Annotated in this window: 21 protein-coding genes and 2 pseudogenes; 15 read left to right on the top strand and 8 right to left on the bottom strand. The window is 69.7% G+C overall.

Annotated features, from left to right (window positions below; translation table 11 throughout):
- Positions 1-12 precede the first annotated feature (12 nt).
- The gene (locus tag ACY0MR_RS36255) at positions 13-321 is read left to right on the top strand and encodes an FG-GAP repeat domain-containing protein (protein ID WP_473561989.1); all 309 of its coding nucleotides are present in this window, start codon (positions 13-15) and stop codon (positions 319-321) included.
- A gap of 119 nt (positions 322-440) precedes the next feature.
- Positions 441-941: a hypothetical protein gene (locus ACY0MR_RS36260; protein WP_473558023.1), complete on the top strand. Its 501-nt coding sequence runs from the start codon at positions 441-443 to the stop codon at positions 939-941.
- Here ACY0MR_RS36260 and ACY0MR_RS36265 read toward each other — a convergent pair.
- Both ACY0MR_RS36265 and ACY0MR_RS36270 read right to left on the bottom strand, forming a co-directional pair.
- The gene (locus tag ACY0MR_RS36265; RefSeq protein WP_473558026.1) at positions 924-1,415 is read right to left on the bottom strand and encodes an NUDIX hydrolase; all 492 of its coding nucleotides are present in this window, start codon (positions 1,413-1,415) and stop codon (positions 924-926) included. The genes ACY0MR_RS36260 and ACY0MR_RS36265 overlap by 18 nt on opposite strands.
- A 545-nt stretch (positions 1,416-1,960) precedes the next feature.
- The gene (locus tag ACY0MR_RS36270) at positions 1,961-2,359 is read right to left on the bottom strand and encodes a hypothetical protein (RefSeq protein ID WP_473558028.1); all 399 of its coding nucleotides are present in this window, start codon (positions 2,357-2,359) and stop codon (positions 1,961-1,963) included.
- A gap of 422 nt (positions 2,360-2,781) precedes the next feature.
- Between ACY0MR_RS36270 and ACY0MR_RS36275 the strand changes: the two genes are divergently transcribed.
- Together ACY0MR_RS36275 and ACY0MR_RS36280 are read left to right on the top strand one after the other, a co-directional pair.
- Positions 2,782-3,540: a DUF6426 family protein gene (locus ACY0MR_RS36275; RefSeq protein WP_403319658.1), complete on the top strand. Its 759-nt coding sequence runs from the start codon at positions 2,782-2,784 to the stop codon at positions 3,538-3,540.
- Positions 3,534-4,613: a Fic family protein gene (locus ACY0MR_RS36280; RefSeq protein ID WP_473558031.1), complete on the top strand. Its 1,080-nt coding sequence runs from the start codon at positions 3,534-3,536 to the stop codon at positions 4,611-4,613. Before ACY0MR_RS36275 ends, ACY0MR_RS36280 begins: the two co-directional genes overlap by 7 nt.
- Positions 4,614-5,139: 526 nt before the next feature.
- Here ACY0MR_RS36280 and ACY0MR_RS36285 read toward each other — a convergent pair.
- The 4 genes and pseudogenes from ACY0MR_RS36285 to ACY0MR_RS36300 all read right to left on the bottom strand — a co-directional run.
- Positions 5,140-5,844 carry a hypothetical protein gene (locus ACY0MR_RS36285; RefSeq protein WP_473558034.1) on the bottom strand — a complete coding sequence of 235 codons (705 nt, stop codon included), beginning with the start codon at positions 5,842-5,844 and terminating at the stop codon, positions 5,140-5,142.
- A complete protein-coding gene (locus tag ACY0MR_RS36290) occupies positions 5,841-6,461 on the bottom strand; it encodes a hypothetical protein (RefSeq protein ID WP_473561991.1) in 621 nt (206 codons plus the stop codon). Before ACY0MR_RS36290 ends, ACY0MR_RS36285 begins: the two co-directional genes overlap by 4 nt.
- A gap of 51 nt (positions 6,462-6,512) precedes the next feature.
- Entirely contained in the window at positions 6,513-6,719 is a 207-nt protein-coding gene (locus ACY0MR_RS36295; RefSeq protein WP_473562001.1) for a hypothetical protein, read from the bottom strand.
- Between the two features lie 94 nt (positions 6,720-6,813).
- Positions 6,814-7,508, bottom strand: a pseudogene (locus ACY0MR_RS36300) (transposase); the annotation flags it as partial.
- A 486-nt stretch (positions 7,509-7,994) separates the two neighbouring features.
- Here ACY0MR_RS36300 and ACY0MR_RS36305 point away from each other — a divergent pair.
- Together ACY0MR_RS36305 and ACY0MR_RS36310 are read left to right on the top strand one after the other, a co-directional pair.
- Positions 7,995-8,166: pseudogene (locus ACY0MR_RS36305) on the top strand (IS5 family transposase); the annotation flags it as partial.
- A gap of 72 nt (positions 8,167-8,238) precedes the next feature.
- Entirely contained in the window at positions 8,239-8,565 is a 327-nt protein-coding gene (locus ACY0MR_RS36310; protein ID WP_392864217.1) for a hypothetical protein, read from the top strand.
- 51 nt (positions 8,566-8,616) lie between these two features.
- Here the strand turns inward: ACY0MR_RS36310 and ACY0MR_RS36315 are convergent, their stop codons facing one another.
- Positions 8,617-9,081, bottom strand: a complete 465-nt coding sequence (locus tag ACY0MR_RS36315) for a hypothetical protein (protein WP_473558037.1) — start codon at positions 9,079-9,081, stop codon at positions 8,617-8,619.
- A complete protein-coding gene (locus tag ACY0MR_RS36320; RefSeq protein WP_473558039.1) occupies positions 9,068-9,220 on the bottom strand; it encodes a hypothetical protein in 153 nt (50 codons plus the stop codon). Before ACY0MR_RS36320 ends, ACY0MR_RS36315 begins: the two co-directional genes overlap by 14 nt.
- A gap of 197 nt (positions 9,221-9,417) precedes the next feature.
- Between ACY0MR_RS36320 and ACY0MR_RS36325 the strand changes: the two genes are divergently transcribed.
- The 9 genes from ACY0MR_RS36325 (at position 9,418) to ACY0MR_RS36365 (ending at position 17,867) form a co-directional block, all read left to right on the top strand.
- Positions 9,418-9,798 carry a hypothetical protein gene (locus ACY0MR_RS36325; RefSeq protein ID WP_473558042.1) on the top strand — a complete coding sequence of 127 codons (381 nt, stop codon included), beginning with the start codon at positions 9,418-9,420 and terminating at the stop codon, positions 9,796-9,798.
- A gap of 146 nt (positions 9,799-9,944) precedes the next feature.
- Entirely contained in the window at positions 9,945-10,610 is a 666-nt protein-coding gene (locus ACY0MR_RS36330; protein ID WP_451059959.1) for a hypothetical protein, read from the top strand.
- A gap of 492 nt (positions 10,611-11,102) precedes the next feature.
- Entirely contained in the window at positions 11,103-12,824 is a 1,722-nt protein-coding gene (locus tag ACY0MR_RS36335; protein WP_473558045.1) for an acyltransferase, read from the top strand.
- The gene (locus tag ACY0MR_RS36340) at positions 12,824-13,423 is read left to right on the top strand and encodes a hypothetical protein (RefSeq protein WP_473558048.1); all 600 of its coding nucleotides are present in this window, start codon (positions 12,824-12,826) and stop codon (positions 13,421-13,423) included. Before ACY0MR_RS36335 ends, ACY0MR_RS36340 begins: the two co-directional genes overlap by 1 nt.
- A gap of 523 nt (positions 13,424-13,946) precedes the next feature.
- On the top strand, positions 13,947-14,075 hold the full coding sequence (locus ACY0MR_RS36345) for a hypothetical protein (protein ID WP_473558050.1): 129 nt from the start codon (positions 13,947-13,949) through the stop codon (positions 14,073-14,075).
- Positions 14,076-14,378: 303 nt separating this feature from the next.
- Positions 14,379-14,567 carry a hypothetical protein gene (locus ACY0MR_RS36350; protein WP_473558053.1) on the top strand — a complete coding sequence of 63 codons (189 nt, stop codon included), beginning with the start codon at positions 14,379-14,381 and terminating at the stop codon, positions 14,565-14,567.
- Between the two features lie 502 nt (positions 14,568-15,069).
- Positions 15,070-15,663 carry a hypothetical protein gene (locus ACY0MR_RS36355; RefSeq protein WP_473558056.1) on the top strand — a complete coding sequence of 198 codons (594 nt, stop codon included), beginning with the start codon at positions 15,070-15,072 and terminating at the stop codon, positions 15,661-15,663.
- Positions 15,657-16,526, top strand: coding sequence for an ATP/GTP-binding protein (locus ACY0MR_RS36360; RefSeq protein WP_473558058.1), 870 nt, complete (start codon positions 15,657-15,659; stop codon positions 16,524-16,526). The genes ACY0MR_RS36355 and ACY0MR_RS36360 overlap by 7 nt, the downstream gene beginning before the upstream one ends.
- A gap of 894 nt (positions 16,527-17,420) precedes the next feature.
- The gene (locus ACY0MR_RS36365) at positions 17,421-17,867 is read left to right on the top strand and encodes a hypothetical protein (RefSeq protein ID WP_473558059.1); all 447 of its coding nucleotides are present in this window, start codon (positions 17,421-17,423) and stop codon (positions 17,865-17,867) included.
- Positions 17,868-18,545: the final 678 nt, after the last annotated feature.

Genomic DNA, 18,545 nt, shown 5'->3' on the forward strand with positions numbered 1-18,545 from the left:
GCCGTCGGCAACATCGCCGGCTCCAAGCACGGCGACCTCGTCGCCCGCGACGCCTCGGGCATCCTGTGGCTCTACCAGGGCCGCGGCGACGGCGGCTTCTCCGGACACGTGCAGATCGGGGGCGGCTGGGGCGGCTTCCGGCAGCTCGTCGGTGGAGGCGACCTCGACAACGACGGACGCCCCGACCTGATCGCATACGGGCCCGGCAACCCCTACGGCGCGTACGTCTACCGCTCCACGGGCGTCGTCAACTCTCCGTTTACCCGCCGGATGACGGACCTGTACAAGTACAAGGGCAGCAGCCACAGCATTGTCGCCTGAGACCTGCCCCCAGATGCCCCGGCCGGCTCCCCCGACGTCCGGGGCACCAGCTGATCCCTCGGCCTCCAGCACGGGGGGCCGAGCGCGTCGACCGGCGCCGGGACCAGGCCCTGGAGGCGGTGACCGCGCTCGCCTCCGCGCTGGCCACCCACCGTCGGGCCCGGTTCGTTCGCGAGGAGCTGCGCCTGGCCGGCGCAGACGAGGCACGCGTCGAGGCGGCCCGTGCCGAGCTGCACGCCACCCGCTCCGCGATCGAGACCCCCCGCGTCCTGGTCGCGATCCTCGTCCCCGTCCTCGCCCCGGCCGCCGACGCGGCCGCGCAGGCCTCCTACGCCCTGCGCGGCGCTCCGGACGCCGACACCCTCGCCGCACTCCGGCAGGACGCCGACGGCCACCAAAGCCTTCGTGGCTGCCGCAGCCCACCACTTCGCCTGACCGCCGCGGCCCGGGGGGGCGTCACCCACGACGCCACCAAGTTCCTTGCCGACGGCGTTCCGTGCCCGTGTCGGCTGTCGAGTCCCGGGGCGAGGTGCTGGAGACGCGGAGAGCCCGCCGTCTCCGGCGGGCTCTCACGACGTCTGCCACCGGTGGAGCTGGGGTTCTCAGGTGCCGCCGGGTGACGGCGGAGAGAAGACGTACTGGGCTGCCTGCTCGCTGGACAGGGCGGCTGCGATTCGCTTGCGGATGTCGTCTGACATCGGAGGCAGGGCGTTCAGCGGGAACCAATCGACAGCTGTGTTCTCGCCGTCGGCGGGATGCGGAACCCCGGACTGCCAGCCACAGCGGAACACCAGGTCGAGATACTGCGTCTGGTCCCCGTTGTCATAGGTGACAAGGTCCGTGACGTGAACCATCACCAGCCGCTGCGGAACTGCCAGGATGCCGGTCTCCTCAAGGATCTCCCGGGCTGCGGCATCCGCCGGTTCTTCCCCCGGATCGATGATTCCAGTCACTGGCGTCCATTCGCCGTTATCTGCGCGCTTCGCCAAAAGGACCTGTTCATCCCTGACGACGACCGCGGTGACGCTTGAGAGCCACAGCGGATCGTTTCCAACTTTCCTGCGCAGCGCGAGGATGAAATCTGGTGTTCCCATCAAGTCACGATAACGACCCGGCGCTTAGGCGTGCTGCCCACCCTCCAAGCTGGTTGATCACCAAGCTTCAGAACACTTCAGTCAGCTCGGATCGTCGTCGCTGGTGTGCTGGAGTGTTGCTGCTGTGGTGAGAGGATGCGTTCCCAGGTGCGGGGTGTGCCTCCGTGCTGTTCGGCGAGGTTGGCGGCGATCCGGCCTTTGGGTGTGCTGTCGGCTGTGGTCAGTGCTTCGCGGGCGGTTTCGAGGCGGGGGTCGTTCTCGTAGGGGTGCTTTCTGCGGGGGCCTTGGGGTTCGCCCGGCTGCCATGGTGGGCTTTCACGAACACAGACGGTCTGCTGGGGTGGTGCCCTCGAAGGGTGCTGGCCTGTCGGTTCAGCGGAGAACCCCTGAACGCTGTCGCTTCCGAACTTAGCGGACGCCCGCGAAACGTTCGGCTGGGAAGTCCCAGCCGCTCGCTCTGCTGCACTGCTGCCGCGACCCATCACCCGTCTACATGAGGCTATGACTCATGGTCGCTGTCAGGCGCGGAAGTGAAGTGCCGATACTTACTGACCCCGAATCCGTGCTCTCAGGTCTTCGCTCAGCACAACATCATGCGGTAGCCCCGCCAGCTCCTGCGCTTCCGCATCCACGCCCTGACGGGCCAGGATGCGGGCCAGGAAGCTCCAGTGGCCGGCGGCCATCTGCTCGTGGGTTTCGCTACCGGTCGGCTCGTCCGGCCCAACCACCATCCGGGCCTCCTTCTCGACGTCCTCGGCCGAGATCTGTGGCCGGGTGGCTGTGGGAGCCGATGAGGTCCAGCTCCACCCCCGGTCGTTCAGCAGCACCACGCGGCGGTCATCTACGAGTACAGCCGCAAGCCGCGCGGTCACCGACGTGTGCTGAGCGCCGATGACAGCCTCATCCAGATCGACATATGTGACTAAACGATTCACGGCAGCCACTTTGCCCCCTCTCAGCTCACCAACTTCTGGTCGAGCCATCGCGCTGGATGGTCACGGTATCCGGCCCCGGCTTCCGGCGCACACGTCCGCGTTCCGGGCCGGACCAGCCTTCGTCAACAACCGAGCACCATCTACCCGACGTCGCGGAGTTGCGGCGCAGGATGCTCCAGACACAGAACGCGGACCACGTCTACGGGCTCTGCCGGGTCCGTCCCAGACGCCCGAGGAAGCTCCCTCAACCTGGGCCGGGCAACAGCTTGTGCGGTGGCCGGGGGCGCCAGGTTATGGACCGACCGGTTGTCACCACCCATCACCACTCACTGTTTGGGTAGTGACTTGCGTACTTCTACGGAGGTGACCGGGTCTGCCGGGCGGCGAGGCTGTGGTCCGCCCCATCCGATCCGCTGCAGACCGGAGGAACCGTGAGACTTCGACGGATGATGGTCGCCGCCACCCTCGGCGCGACCGTGCTCACCGCCGTACCGGCGGTGACCGCCTCGTACACCGCATACGCCTGCGAGGACAACCAGACCAGCTGTGACCACGAGGACGAGGAGAACCCCTGGCCGGACGACAACCCGGGCGGCTTCCCCGGCGGTGACCCCGGTGACGGAGGCTGGGGCGGCGGAGGGGACGGCGGCGGCACCGGCGGCTCGTGGGGCGAGATCGACATGTTCAACGGCGTCGTCGGCCAGCCGGTCAACGGCACACTGCCCCAGGTCGTCGTCGACGGCACCGCCACCCGACCGCCCACCCCGATGGACCCGGCGCTTCCGCCCATGTCCTGGGGCTGGGACAGCGGCGCGCCGGCCAATGGCGCGGGCCCGATCCAGGCCGGAGCCAAGACCGAGGTGCCGACCGACTGCCACCGCAACGCCAACTCCATGCCCATACGGGTCAACAGGACCGTCAAGTACCAGGTTTCCTACCAGGTCAGCGCCAACATCACGGCCAACGCGGCCACGGTGCTGTCCTCCGCGCTCGGTGCGCAGCTCAACACCCAGATCGAGCAGTCGTACTCGGTCGATGTCACGCTGCAACCGGGCCAGTCCTGGGCCTTGTTCGTCGAATACCAGACCTTCAGGTACTCCGTCACCTCCTCGAACTGGCTGGGATACACCACCACCGAGTACGTGGACGTGGTGCGGCCCACCGGGAAGGTGACCAGCCGGTGGTGCTGAAGGCCCCACGCCCCTCGGGCACGGCGGTACGACGGATCGCCCCCGTCGTACCACCGCTGGACGCGGAGGCGATCTCCCCGGCGGAACGGCGGGAGGCGATCGCCGCGCTGGCCGAGCTCTCCGACACCACCGGCCGTCACCTGGACAACCCGGACCTCTTCCACCGGCCCCGGTTCCGCACGGCCGTGCACAGCCGGCATCTGGCCCGCACTCCCGAGCCTCTCGTCACCGGCCGCATCGCCGCGGCGGCCGAACGACGGGCCGAGGCCGGCCTGCTGGCCGCCGCCTCCACCCGCGCCGAGATCGCGGAACGGCCCGACTGCAGGCCCTGCTTCACCCCGGCCGCCCTGAGCGAACTCCATACCCTGATCGTCGCCGGCGACCCCAGCATCCCGGGCCCCGGCGGCCTGCGCCGCTCCACGGCCAGGATCACGTGGGCCGACGGCCAGGTCTTCGCACTCGCGGTCGCACCCGGCAGGGAACTCCGAGACCACGTAGAACGCTGGTACCGCTGGAACGTACACACCACGGCCCCCAGCCTGGACGCGGCCGCCCTGTCCATGGCACGGCTGTTGACCGTCCACCCCTTCGCCGACGGCAACGGCCGGACCGCGCGCCTTCTCGCCCAGTGCGACTTGCTGGCGGCCCGACTGCTGCCCGGGCTGCTGCTGGACCTGGACGGCTGGGTCCACACCCACCGCCGTGCACACGACGAGGCCCTCGCCGCGGCTGCCGAAGGATGGTGGGCGCAGTGGGGCTCCCTCTTCGCTCGTGCGGTCACCGAGACCGCCCGGCATCGCACCGCCACCATCACCCGCTACAGCACCCTCCTCACCGAGGCGGCCGCACTTCTCCCCGACGACCCGGTTACTGCGGCCGTCCTCACCCATCTGCGCTCGACGCCCGCCGTCTCCGCCGGCTGGCTGCGCGACCGGATCACGCACGCCCCGGAGCCGGCGCTGGCCCGGCTGACGGCGAAGGGCATCCTCAGCCCTCACCCCCGCCTCCCCGGAGCGCTGATACACCCCCCGTCCCTCACAGTCCTCGACGAGCCCTGGACCCTTGTCTCCTAGGACGGCGGCCTTGCCGGAGTCGAGGAGGTGAGTGTCCTTTCGCGGCAGGGTGCGGACGGCGTAGCGGTAGAAGGTCGGGGGCAGACAGGTTGTCGGCCTCGTGGTCGTGGCGGAGCCTGACGCCGGTCTGGGCCGGCAGCGCCTTCTAGCGGCTGACGGCGAAGGCGTCCTGGGCGACGGCTTCGGCGAAGGCAGGGGCGGACAGGGTGCCGGTGATGTTGCCGGGTTCGGGTTCCTGCAGGGGCAGCGGCGGCAGGGTGGAGCGAGCGGACCCGGCGCGCAGGGACGGCGAGCTCGTCTGTGCCCAGGCGGCCGACGACTCCGTGGTGTCCGGCCCCAGTGGGCGAGGGTTGGCTCGTTGGTCGCGGCAAGCGCGGCGTCGCCGGCGGCGTGCCTGTGGGTGTCGCTCAGCCCTCTGCAGTGGTCGGGCCGGAAGCGCGCGCAGGTTCCTAGATTCCGGAACGTTGCTGGGCCGGAACTTGTGTGCCAGGTGGTGGCTGCGGCGTTCCCGCGCACGGGTTCCGGCTCAGCTGGCGGGACCTGAGTTGCGAGCGCTGGCCGCGCCGTATCCGACTGGCCGGCCCGCAGGCCAATGCGGGTTCGGCGTGCCGTCATCGCTCATGTGCGCCCGCTGCCAGATCCCGTTCCAGTTGTACGGGGTCTCCGGGACCAACCGATGCCGCTGCCCGCACGGGCATGGCGCCAGCACCCACGCGCACCCACGGCACAGCTCCACCCGGCCGTGCCCTGTCGAGTTCGACTCCGGCGGTCTCTCGTCCCCGCAGGCGGGGCAGCCCGGGAGGTCGGCGCCGTCCAGAATCGCATTCTGTCGCCGGACGTACTCAGGCAGCAGCAGCGGCGGATGGCGAAACGGGTCTTCGTACCAGGCGCGGTTCGGTCCCTCCCACCGGCTCCGCAGCCACCACGGTCGCGGGTTCACTACAGCCCGCCGCCCCGCCCGCTTCTCCGCCCGGCGTTGCGCGGCGTACTCCTGCACTCGCGCGAGCCACAGCACCCGCGCCTCATGCAGTTCCTCGACCGCCCGCACCAGCGCGGCCGGGTCCGCTTCCAGCCGCCGGGGGATCGCAGCGCTGAGCGTGAGGTGGTGGTACGTCGCCCGGAAGCCGTACGGAGCGAAAAGGGTGATGCAGGTCCGCAGCGCGCTGTGCCGGCGGCGGAGCGGGAGACGGGCGTCGTGCACGTGCGCCCGGTGGGTCAGGAAGCTGGTCATTGTGCGGGCGCCAGGTCCAGTGCCCGTGCCAGGGCGGCAGTGACGCCGGCGGCGTGTGCGGGCAGGTGTTGCTCAGCCCAGTTCCCGGCACGAGCGAGGAAGGCCTGCAGATCCTGCTGGACGCCCGCGACAAGCCTGCGTGCCTGGTCGACCGGCAGCTCGATCACCGGGCTGTGGTCCGTGCCGTAAGCGTCGAACGTCAGCCGGACCATGGTGCCAACGCGTTCGGCCATCGACGACGGATCGTGGCCGAAGGAGGAGCAGCCGGTGCCGTCGAGCACCTCCAGCCAGTCCCGCCAGGTCTCCAGGCCGTTGCAGCAGCCCGGGTCGACGAAGACGATGCCGGTGGCGCTGTCGGTCACCCGGAAGCCGCCGGCGGCGAACAAGTCAGGCATGGTGAGCAGCCCGTGCAGGAAGGTGCCGAGCGGGTCGGTCGGGCACGGTCCGTGTTCTTCCTCCGGCTCGAAGTCGTTGCAGGCTGCTATCTGCCTGACCGCTGTGCCGACCTCTTCCGGAGTGAGCTCCCCGTTCAGCACAAGGTAGCCGTATGAACCGTGCTCGCCAACCGGCCAGAGTGCGAAGTCGGCGGCGGCGGAGATCTCCAGAACGGCTTGCATCACGATCACGTGAGGATGATGCCGGACCCACTGCTGCACCGCCACGGGCTTTCAGCCGGCATCGGCCTGGGCGAGGGGGAGGTGCTGCTGGCCGAGGCGGATCTCGCCCGTGCGGTCGCCGCCGGCGATGTCGGATTCGTTGGTCCACTGCCACATCGGCAGGATCTCCTGTCGCAAAGAAGCGGCGGCGGGGAGCAGGTGGCTCAGGCCGTCACCGCCGTCCAGGGCGCACGTCTTCGGTCCGCCGCTGGTGCCCACACGGCACCAGTCCGCCGTTCTTGTCGAAGACCTCGGCGTCATGGCCTCCGTTCACCCACACCGTGATGCCCTGGTCCTGCACGACCACGTTGCTGGGGTGGAGCCGTTCCCGGGAGCGTGCGAGGGGGTGCCGTAGAGGCGGGTGCCTGCGACGGTTTCGGTGTCCAGGGTGCCCCAGGTGTCGGGCTGTGCGAAGACGACCTCGCCGCCGTGCTGGGCGGGCGGCCCCTGGTGTGAGGCTCCCGCAGAGGTGTCGGCCGGCGCTGGACGCGGTCCGAGCGCACCCGGGCCGGCATCTGCACCGGCAGGTCCCTCAGTGGGAAGGCGAGGCGGGGCGCGTCGTATCCGGCGTCCGCGATGACGAGGACATTGGGGTCGCCGGTCTGCCGCTGACTTGCGGAGACCAGCCGCTCGACCAGGTCGCGCAGCTGCCGTGCGGTGGCGGTGGCGGTGGCGTCGGGCCGTAGCCAGCATGTGACGTCGACGGCCAGGACCAGCCGGCCGTCGACGGCTCGTGGCAGCGGCACCGAGGCCTGGGGCCCGCCGCATCCGGTCGGCGTCGACCCGGCCCTGGGTGAGGGCTGCGTAGAGCCCGCCATGCCCGCGGCGGCATGCGCCCACGAGCGACAGCTCGGCCAGCGACCTCACCGGACCGTCACCGCACGAAACCGGGTCCGCCAGCTCGAACAGGGCATCCGAATGATCGGTCAGACAGGAGTAGAACTCGCCTCGGAGGCGTGACAGTTCCGCCAGCGGATCTCGCCGGGCATGGTGATGCTGCAGACTCATCCTCACGGCCTTCGCGCTGGACGTGTGTGTTCCTTGGTCGGAGCACATGTTCAAACGAAGGCCGCTTCTACGTCCGGCGGATACCGAACCGACTGATCAAGTACGACGCGCCGTTCGAGGAGGGCTTCTACCGGCGCTGCAAGGACCCGGGCCCGCAACGAGTAGACCAGTCGCCGGCCGGTGACAGCCGCTCCCCACTGGCCTGGACGACGACAAGCCTGTCGTCTTCAACAGCGATTCGGTCCCCGGCAGCAAGGAAGAGCGGGCTCGCCAGCTCGAAGGCGTACCCGTCGTCAGTCTCGAGGTCCTTCACCAGTACCAACCGTGGGGTCGGTGTGGCTCCGTCAGCTACCAGGCGCATACCGAAATGGTCCCACGCAGTATGAGGTCGCCTCGCCCCCCTTTCAGCGGCTGGCCTACCGCCCAGACGTTAAAGATCAAGCTAGGCCGTGTTCTGGAAATCGGCTCTGTGCCTCGTCCCGCATCGCGGGCGGGCGGCCTCCGGTCTTCGACCGCGAGGACTGCAAAGCCCGGCACGCGGTCGAGTGCGGGGATCAACCGGCTGAAGCGCAACCGGGCGGTCGCCACCCGGTTCGACGAACTCGCCGTCCGCTTCGAGGCCACCGTCCTGATCGCCGCGATCGGCGAGTGGTTATGACCGGCCTGCGCTGTCGGGTTCTCATGCCATGCTGACCGAGACCAGGGCCGACAGGGTGAGGGAGAGACCGCGATGGGGGCTCAGTACTACGGCGCCGACAGCGAGAACGGCGACCGCATCGACGACCCCTCCGAGGACGCGCTGTTCATGCTGATCAGCGACCTCAACTCCGACAACACCTTCGTCGTCGTCCAGCCCGACGAGGACGACCCCCTCTGGTTCGTTTCAGTGGCCGTCCTGGACGAGGGCGGCTACGAAATCGTCCGCCGTGACACCACCCGCAACGAGCACGAGGTCACCACGGCGACCGGCATCAACGACCTCGCCCGTGACCTCACCATCTGGATGGCCGCCCGAGACTTCCCCGGACGACCAAACAGGCAGGTCAGCGCGTTCTAGAACACCGCCTAGCCGCGTCCTTGGGGGATCGACCCCAGGGTTCGCGCTGACTCAGGGCGAGACGTCCTGGATCGTGGGCGTCGTCGCCTCGTGGAGATGCGCCTCAACCGGACCCAGATGCCTGTCATAGGCCAGGACGATCTCGTCCGCGAGGTTGAGGACGCGGATGGCGCCACCGGGAAACTGGACGGTGATGCCGATGACGAAGTCGTAGTTGCCGTGCTGGTAGCGGATCTCCCGGACGGCGAGGGCTCGCTGGCCGACGAACCGGGCCATCGGGAAGTCGGGCAGGTCGTCCTCGACCGTGGTGTGGCCGTATTCGTTCATGTTGTATGGGCCGTGGGGCTGATCAATCTCCAGGGCCACCCCGTCGCCCGGGGTGTGGAACCGGACGGGGCCCAGGCCGTCCATGTGCAGCCACATGTGCAGGAGGGAGGGCTCAGTCTCCTGGTAGTGGTGCCAGGACGTCGTCACCTTCAGCTGGTGCCGGTCGACCAGGTCCTCAGCGTTGATCATCCGCCGATGCTGTCACGGCGCTCCACGATTCGGCATTGGTTTCCAGGAGGCGCCGGGCCGAGTCCGCATACCGCATGGCGGTCTTCTCGTCGAGCCCGAAGACCTCGGCGAGGTGGAGCGGGTCGGGGCCGTGGACCATGGCTTCTTCGAGTTGTCGGTCGACGCGGAGCCGCTCCAGCCTGCGGCCCGGCTACGCGTTGAGGCGCTGATCCAGTGGTTGCTGGCCCGGATGGTCCGGTTCGTGGTCTGGTTGTTGATCAGCAGGTGGAGGTTCGCCGTGTTCGGCCAGCGGGTGCCGGCCGGTTTCAGGAGTGGGCCGCCGAACGGGCGGTGCGGGTGGGGCACAGTGAGGCGACCCGGCGTGACCGCCTGGAGGCCGTCACCGCGCTGGCCGTGGCCGTCAGCGGTCACCGCCGGACCCTGTGGAAGTGCGGCGAGGCCATCCTCGAAGGCGGCGACGTCGACCTGGTCCAGGCGCTGCACGCCGAGAGCCAGGCAACCCGGGATGCGGTGGCTCGCCCGCTGGTGACGATGCGCGTGCTGATCACCGACCCGGCCGTACGGGAGGCGGCCGGCCGCATGATCACATTGACCTACGCGATCCGCGAGCCGCTCGACAACGCCCAAGCCCTGGCCGCCGCCCGGCAGGAGGCGGAGGCCGCGCACGACGAGTTCGTGGACACCGCCGCCCGCTACCTCACCACCCAGATCGCCTGATCTGTTCCTTGACGGCGATGACGAGTCCGGCGTCGGAGACTGCGCAACCTGGGCACAGCAAGCTGCGGTCGTGACGAACAGCGGGGGCTGCGCGACGGCACGGCGCTCTGTGCGGGGGGCCTTGCGTGCAGGTCTAGGGTGTGAGGGTGTCTGCTCGTGTCCACGCCCTGGCCCACAAACCGCTGACGGTCGCAGCTGTTGCTGACTTCATCGGCTACCCGTCCGAACCGCCGGTTTCTGAGGACGTTGTCGAGGAGGTGGTGCGACGGCGGGGATGGAGCTGGGAACACTCCCTCGTCTGCGATTCCATGGTCACCGATCATGGACATGTGCTGTGCAGCGAGAGCTACGTGCCCTTCGGGCAGCCCGACACCCGCCACCTGCTGGTCTTCGGTGAGGTCTACCCCGTCGACGAACACGATGACGAGATGTGCAACGGCCCGTGGCTGTTCCCCCTGCTGGAGGACTGGCGCAAGCAGCCGGGCTGGACCGGGAAACAACCGGCCACGGTTGAGGACTGCGAGAGCGTCCTGACGCGCGCGGCCCAGTCTGTGACGCGATGCATGGGCTCCGCCCCGGAGCGCACCATCGTGTCGGACGCGGCCACCGTGGTGGGCCCGGCCCTGACCCACCGCGTGTGGCGTACCCCCTCCCATGCCCTTGTCCTTGGACCACACGCCGACAACGGCCCCTACGGTTACCTCACTCACCTTCAGCTGTCACTGACACCGCTGGCATGTGCACCGGACCTGCCGGCAGCGGACGACACCGACACACTGAACCGGTGGATCACCGCCCACGTCGACTGGTGAGCCCGCAGCCCGTACCTGCGGGTCTGCGTGGCGTGGGGCTGGTGCCGTCGCCCACAGGACGCCGGATTGGCCGCGGGCCCAGCCCGGGTCCGATTCGGGACTGGCCGGTGAACGGGACGGCCATGTCGCCGATGTTCTGTGCGAGGAGGCCGACGCATCGGTCTTGGGCGTCATCAATGCGGCCGTAGACGTTCTACCGGTGCCGACCCGGATGCGGCAGGCGAAGGGCTTGTCGGTGAGGAGTTCGCGCTGCCGGTTTTGAGCGTGCCGGTCGCCTGCCCGGCCTCCTCTGGTGGGAGTGGCTCGCCCCGGCGTGTACATCCGTCAGGTGCGTGGAGCGCGGATACTCACCGACCGCTCTTGGTCCGCATCGGGTCGGGTCCGCGGGGCTGTGCCGCGGGGGCAGCCAGCCTGGCGGGCGAAGGGCCGAGCTGCCCGCCGCGTGACGCCAATCCATGCAGATATCGCATACGGGATACTAGGATCGCAATCATGATGGGTACCGAGGAAGTCCTCAGGCTCACGATCGCGGCGCTCATGGCGCGGACGGGCGAGCGACAGAATGACTTGGCTGCCGGCCTTGGGCAGTCGCAGGCGCAGGTGTCCCGGAAGCAGTCGGGCCGGGCGCACTGGTCGCTGGAGGATGTCGACCTCCTCGCTGCGCACTACCGGCTGCATCCGCTCGATGTGTTGGCCGGTCCCACGCATGCGGCCGGCGTGCTGCACGGCTCGCTCTCCAGCCTCCAGCCGGCAGGGGCCCCTTCGCCCCCCGCGGCCGCCGAGCGCCCGTCCCCGCCGGCGACCAACGTCCTCGACGAGGACGCCTCCACCGCTGCCGCCGTGGAGCGCGAGCGCGCGGGATCGGCCGACACCCTCGTCCGCACCACCGGCCGCACGCCCTCCGCCCCCGTGCCGCCGGAGCGCCCTGCCGCTGTGCTGGCGGCCGGGCCGTGCGTGCTGTGCGGGCAGCCCGCACAGCACGAACTCGACGGGTTTCCACAGCACTTGACCGCGGAGGAGTGCGCGGCGGCCGTCGCCGCCGCCAGCACCCCGCAGACCTCCGCCCCGGCCGCGGTCCCGGCCGCGGTCCCGGCCGCGGAGGAGGTCCCGGCTCCCGCTGCTCCCTTCGGCCCGCCGCCGGCGGTCGTCGAGACCCCGGCCGCTCCGGTTGCTGCGGCCGAGCCCGTCGTACCGGCCCCGGGCGCGCCCGCCGAGCCCGCGGTGGCAGCGTCGTCGGCGCCGCGGCGGAGTGCCCCTGGGTATGCCTCCGGGTCGCTGGTGGAGCAGATCACCGGCCGCGTGCACGACGTGCTGGCGTCGTGCTCCGGTGACATGGAGGCCGCGCGGGCCGAGCTGATCAAGATGGCCATTCCTGACGTGATGACGCTCCTGAAAGCGTCCCGGGTCGGCGGCCGGTACGAGCATTCGGAATTCCCGCCGACGCAGGAAATCCTGAAGAAGAAATCGCAGAAAGGCGCGGACGAGATCTGGGAGGGCCGTCCGAAGTGGCGCAACCCCGAGCTCTTCGCGGCGGCCAAGCGCGGCGAGGAGATCGAGGTGACCGCCCTCGACATGAACGCCGCCTACCTGTCCGCGATGAAGGCGTGGCTGCCGATCGGCCAGCTGCGCGAGGACACCAGCGGCGTCCACGACCCGAAGAAGGCCGGCGTCCACCTCATCACCCCCGCCGACTGGGACCACGCCGACCTTCCCAACCCGCTGGGCAACCGCATGGAGCCCGGGGAGCTGTGGGTCAGCGAGTCCACGCTCCGCCTGCTCCTCGACTGCGCCCGCCAGGGCCTCGCGGACGCCCCGGTGATCCACCGCTCCCTCGTCTCCGGCGCCTCGGAGGCATTGCTGGAAAAGCTCCGCCGGGCTCTGGCCGAGTCCCGGAAGACCGCTCTGGCCGCGGGTGACGATCTGACCGTCGCCTACGTGAAGGCCATGTACTCCAAATTCGTCTCCACCATCGGGGAGTCCAGTGCGAACCGGGAACTGCGCCGCCCGGACTGGATGCACATCATCCGAGCGAAGGCCTTCGCAAATCTGTGGATGAAGGCCCACAAGGCCCACAAGGCGGGACTTCAGGTTGTTGAGATTTCCGGCACCGACGAACTCCACGTCGTGGGAGACTGGCGCCCTGTATTTCCCGAGGGCCGAGAGCTGAACCAGGTCAAGGAAAAGAACACCTATGTTCTGGGAGGTAAGCGCTGATGGCAGGGTCGCCCGACCTGTGGTCCCGATGGGGAGAATTCGGCAAGTTCAACACCCGGGGCATGAAGGGCGGAGAGGCTCTGATCCTGGAGCTGAACCGGATCGTCTACTCCTCCGGTATCGCCTCGCCCGTCACCTCCAAGCGAGGCCTCAACGCCCGTCTGCGCTACCTCGACAGTCCGGCCGGCCGCGAGGCGCTGAGGGAGCAAGGTGTCACCGCCCGCACGATCCGCTCCTGGATGCGCGGCAAGTCCACCCCCACCCCGGCAAACCGCGAGCGCATCGACAGCGCCTACTGGCACCGCCGCCGGGAGAACCTGATCCGCTCCGGCTGGCTCAAGCGCCACCTGGACAACGACGGCCACGGCCGCCGCATGGAGATCTACCCCGTCGACCAAAGCCACGTACCCGCCGAACGGCTCCGCCCCACCCTTCAGCAGCGCTCCATCACGGTCCGGTACATCTGGGGCGACCTCGTCGACGCCTGGGCGAGCCAGGACTCCGACACCGTCGACGAGATCTGGGACGACGTCATCAGCGACCTCGACTCCGACTACAACGCCTACGCCCACGTCTCCTCGATCGGCATCGGCGCCTGACCCAGCTTCCCGCCCCGACCCGTAGCCGCCACTGGCCCCGCGGCCGGAGCAGCTGATCCCGCAGAGGAGACGGCCTCGGGCGTCCACGGCGCACTTCCGGCGAACATTTCGGCTCTACCCCTCCCCATAACTAAGGGGAGAGCGCGATCGGCGGGATCCAGGGGAGGGCAGGCGAGGCCTCCCCTGGGGCCCGGGGGAGGGGGTTGCGCACCTAGCCCCCGCATTCCTCATCCTCCGGACCGGCGACAGGTCCTCACCCAGATTCTTTGCCGGTTCTCCCTGTCTGCCGCCCAGCGCGCGACGTAAGGGCTGAGGCGGTGCTCTCGTACGCCCCGACCGCACCTCCCTGGTGCCCAGACCGCAAGGAGACGTCCATGTCCACCCCGACCCCGACCCCGATACCCACCCCCGACCCCACCCCCGACCCCGACCCCGCCCACACCACGACCGACCCCTCCACCTCCAGGCCGCGCACCCCGGCCCCATCCTGAGCACGCAAAGTGCCCTGGTCCTCCTCTACGCGATGGTCTTCGGCGGCATCGCCGGCTTCCTCAGCCACGCGACGACACTCAACCTCCCCGGCGCCGTCCTCGCGGGACTCACCGCCTGCGGCGCCTCGTTCGCCGTGCTGCGCACGGTCATCGGCCGGTAAGACGCCAGCCACCCCCTGCTCCGCCCCGATACCCCGGGGCGGAGCAGGGCCGTTTCCGGTCGCGCCGTGCCGGTTGCGGGGCTTGCCCATACCTATGCCTGCCGCCGGATTCAAGGCTTGCCCAGGACACCCGAGGCTTGCCCACACAGGCGAAAGGCCAGGTCAGACCAACCCAGTTCCCTTGAATGCGGCTTGCCCAGGCGTGAGTGTCCTCAGCAGTTGCACGGCTAACCCACCGCTCCCACAGAGTCCGGACCGCCGCGTCACCCGACCGGCAACCCACACACACCCAGGGGGACTCCCATGTCCACGACCACGCTCCTCGTCCTGCTGCTCCTCGTCGTCACCGGCCTGTGCGTGGTGGCCGTGCCCGGCTACCTCGCCTGGCGCCACCCCCGCCTCGGCACCCCTCTGACCGTCGCCGCCGCGTTCGGCGCCTTGGCCGTCACCACCGTCACCGCGGTCATCGGCGTTGCCGCACTCCGTACCTGAACCCCGGCCCGGGGCCACGGGCGCCTGCCGGGTCACACGACCCGTCACACGGCCTGTCACACAGACCCGCCCGTCACATCCGCGCCGAGCGCCGACCAGGGCGGCACCCTCCAGACCCCCGCCCCGGGACACCGGAGCGGGGGTCTGTGTGACAGACCAGTCGGCGGGCAAGCCTGCCGGGCGGAGGCCTCGGAGAGTTGCACCGGAGGGGGGCTGGAGGGTTGCTTGCAGAGGTGCACTAGGAGTTGCACCGGAGGTGGGACCGTGAGTGGGACCCCCACTTTCACGATCTTGAGCGTTATGCCTGGTCAGGGCCCGTGGGCAAGCCCCCTCGCCACGACGACACCTCTTTGTACGCGATAGCCGTACGAAGAGGTCCCGTCGTTCTAGCCGGGCGGCAGACCCGTGCTGATGACGGACTCACCCAATCGACTGTGACCAACCCCGCCGCGCCCCGTTACGTTGCTGGTGATCCACTCACGACCAGCCCCAGGAGCCACTGATGGTGACGGCCCGACAGACCCGCGCTGCAGCACTCGGCGGCGGCGCCCTGGCGCTCGCCCTCACCCTTGCCGGATGCGCCGGCGGGGACGACGGGGCGAAAGGGCCGGCCACCTCCGCCACCACGACGACCACGGCCGCGCCCGCTCCTGCCACGACATCGGCCGGCCCGCAGGAGGCGGAGAAGCGCGCGGTGCTGACCGCCTTCGAGGGGATGTGGGCCGAGAGGACGAAGGCGACTGCCAAGGCGGACTCGAAGGGAACGGCGCTGCGGAAGTACACGACCCTCGACGCGCTGTCGAAGATCGAGAACAACTTGGCCCGCATGCGGCAGTCCGGAATCGTCATCCGAGGCGAGCTGGGGCACAGCGGTACTGAGGTGGCGACGCTCGACCTGACCCCCAAGACCCCGAAGGCCACCGTGACCACCTGCGTGGACCTGTCCACCTACGAGCGCTACAAGACGAAGGAGAAGCGCGTGATTCCGCTGCCCTCGTCCCAGCCCGTGCGCTACCTGGCAACGACCACGCTGGAGAAGTGGCCGTCCGGCTGGATGGTCACCGACTACACCCCGGAAGGGGCCCGCACGTGCTGAGCCACGCGGCAGCCGCAGGAGTGCTCCTGGCCGCCGTGCTCGCCCCGGCCGCGCACGCCAGCGGACCCGACGGCGGCGTCTGCGAAGGCGGCGACATGGAGGTGACCGTCTGCGCCGAGGACGGGACGCTCTCCAGTGGCTCCGGCGGCGGCTCGTCGGGCCCTTCGGGCCCGACCACTCCGGCCGGCACTGGCACCGGCTCGTCGGCCGGCTCCGCGCCGCCGTGCACGTACGAGAAGCTTGACCCCCAACCCCCGCCGGAGAACCTGGCATGGGAGGGGAAGACCGCCGCAGACGGAGCGGTCTACCGAGTGAACTGCCCCGACACCGGGCGCATCGGCGTGCTGTTCATCCCATCCGGCGGTGCCGCCCCTGCGCCCCGGATCGATCCGGAAGTCCTGGCGCGCCGGGCGGTCGACTCGATGCGCCTGGAGGGCCCGTCTGTGGCCTCTCCGCGGGCCGCTGGGCGGTACGTCGTCGGTCTGCCGATGTGGGTGTGGGTCAGCCAGTCTCCGACGACGTACGGGCCCGTCAGCGCTTCGGCGGCCGCGGGCGGCGTCACGGTCACCGCGACCGCCAAGGTGTCCTCGATCCGGTGGGACATGGGCGACGGCACCACCGTCACCTGCGCCGGGCCCGGCACCCCCTATGACCCAGCCCAGGGCAAGACACCCTCACCGGACTGCGGCCACCGCTACAAGGCCCCCTCGACCGCTCAGAAGGGCGGGAAGTACGCCGGGACCGCCACCGCCACATGGACCGTGGAATGGACCGCGCCCGCTCTCGGCGACGCCGGCACCCTCACCGAGACCCGCGAGACGACCTTCACCGTCCACGTCGTCGAGGTCCAGGTCCTCAACTGACCACCCCCGGCCCCAGCGGGGGCCCTGTCCCATAAGGTCGGGCCTAGCCCGTGCCGATATGGCGTGCACAGGTGAGGCCCGGCGCCCAGACGCGCTCTGGGAGCAGTACCGTCGGGCCGCCCCCAACCCCTGCACGGGCAGCAGCCCTCTTGCCCAATTGGGCAAGAACGATCATGCCCCGCCCCGCCCCGACACACCGCGCCCTCGGCGGGCGCAGCTCACCGGCGGATCCGGGCATGCAAGAGGCCGGCACCTTGCCGCCGAAGCGGGTGGTACGGGTGCCGGCCAGCCGAAAGCCTCGAAAGGATTTCCCCTCCATCGTAGCCCCGCGCCACCCCGCACGGGCGCTCCCACAGCCACCACAACCCGTGGGCGCGCCCTAGGGCCAGAACAGGGCGCAGCTCGGGCGCAGCGTGCGGCAGGGCGCAGCCAAGCTCCTTCTTTCGCGGGGTAGGCGGGGCGGGGAGACACCGGCCACCGCCCGCCACGCGCCCGGGGCACGGGAGACCCCTGCGGGGCCTCCCTCGCGCCGCGCCCTGCGGGCGCGCCACGGCCCCTCGGACCGGGAGCCCGCTGCGCGGTCTCCCTCGTGCCCCCCCGGCCCTCAGGGGCCCGGGAGACCGCTGCGCGGCCCCCTCGCTGCGCGGCCCCCAAGGACCGGGCGCCCCACGTCCGACGCGTGCCGCACGGCGCCCGGTGTCTCCCCGCCCCGCTTACCCCGCGAAAAGACATTCCGCCACTAATTCAGCGCGGAAAAGAAACAACAAAATATATTCCCCGAAACGAGCCTTTATCTCGGAATCCAGGGCTATTCCTTGATAATGTTTCTCTTGCCGGAAGGGCGTGGTACCCCGACCGGCAGCCGAAAGAGAAACACTCGAAAGGAAAAGCTCCGTGGAAGACAACTCCATGCGCGCCCACATGCCCACGCACCGCGACGAGGCCCGCGCCTACGCCATGCTCGACCTCCTCGCCGCACGCGCCGGAGCAGGCGAGCACCGCGTCACCCTCCAGGTCACCGCCCCCTCCGGAGCAGCAACCCGCACCCTCATCTTCGGAGACGGGCCGTACTGCTCCGACACCGAGGAAGCCCTGGACTTCATCGACCTGCTCAAGATCGCCGTGTCCGGGATCTACCCGACCGCAGGAATGGTGATGCGCTCCACGGCCGCCGGGGGAGACCAGATCCGCGCATGGCGATTCGACCACGGCATCCCCGTCCCCATGGCCGCCTCCGACACGCGAGCGGCCTACCGCGTCCCGGTCTCCGTAGGCGCCCTGGGAGCCGCTCTCCAGGACCAGCCCGATGAGCACCTGACCGCCTACTCTCTCCTCGGCTAGTCGGATTTCGCATATGGCCTCGGGGGTTGTCTCCGGGGCCGTATGCGTTTTGTGTATGGGGGGTTGGTGGTATTCGGTTTTGGTATGCGGGGTGGGTGTGTGGTGGTTTCCCAGAATGTAGCCGGGCCCCTGTTATGAAACACCCTCACCGACCGGCCTCCGATGACTTCCTGATGTGTTCTCAGTTGCGTTTCTGGTATTGCGTTTTACGCATGTCGCCACTGTCCCGGGTTGCCTTTCCGGACGGCGCCGCACCCCCACCCCTCTTGCTGCGGCTTGTCCTTAGGTGTAGACCACCTAGAGCCGGGTATGTTCCTGTTGCGGCACTCAGGGTGACCGTTTCCTGAGCCTCTGCCAGGGTGGACAGTGCCCCTCCGGTACATGCATACTGTGACGGCAGGCAGGGTCCCGGGAGCGGGGCAGGGAACGGCCGGCCCCGCAGGGGCCGGTAGGATCCACCCCTCGCCCACCTCAACCACCGCCCACCGTCAGGGTTCTGAACAGCCAAAACATCCGCCGAAGGCGGATGGAGCACCACCCGGGCCCGCGCAGCGGGCCCACAGTCCCGGTCCGGCCGGGACCGTCCCGCAGTAGTCACCGAAGGTGACTGCCTCCGGGCTCACTCCGCCCGGCGTCGCGCAGCGGCGCAGTCCCCTTGGGAGTGACGCAGTCACTCCG

The sequence above is a fragment of the Streptomyces sp. JN8 genome, assembly GCF_055808075.1.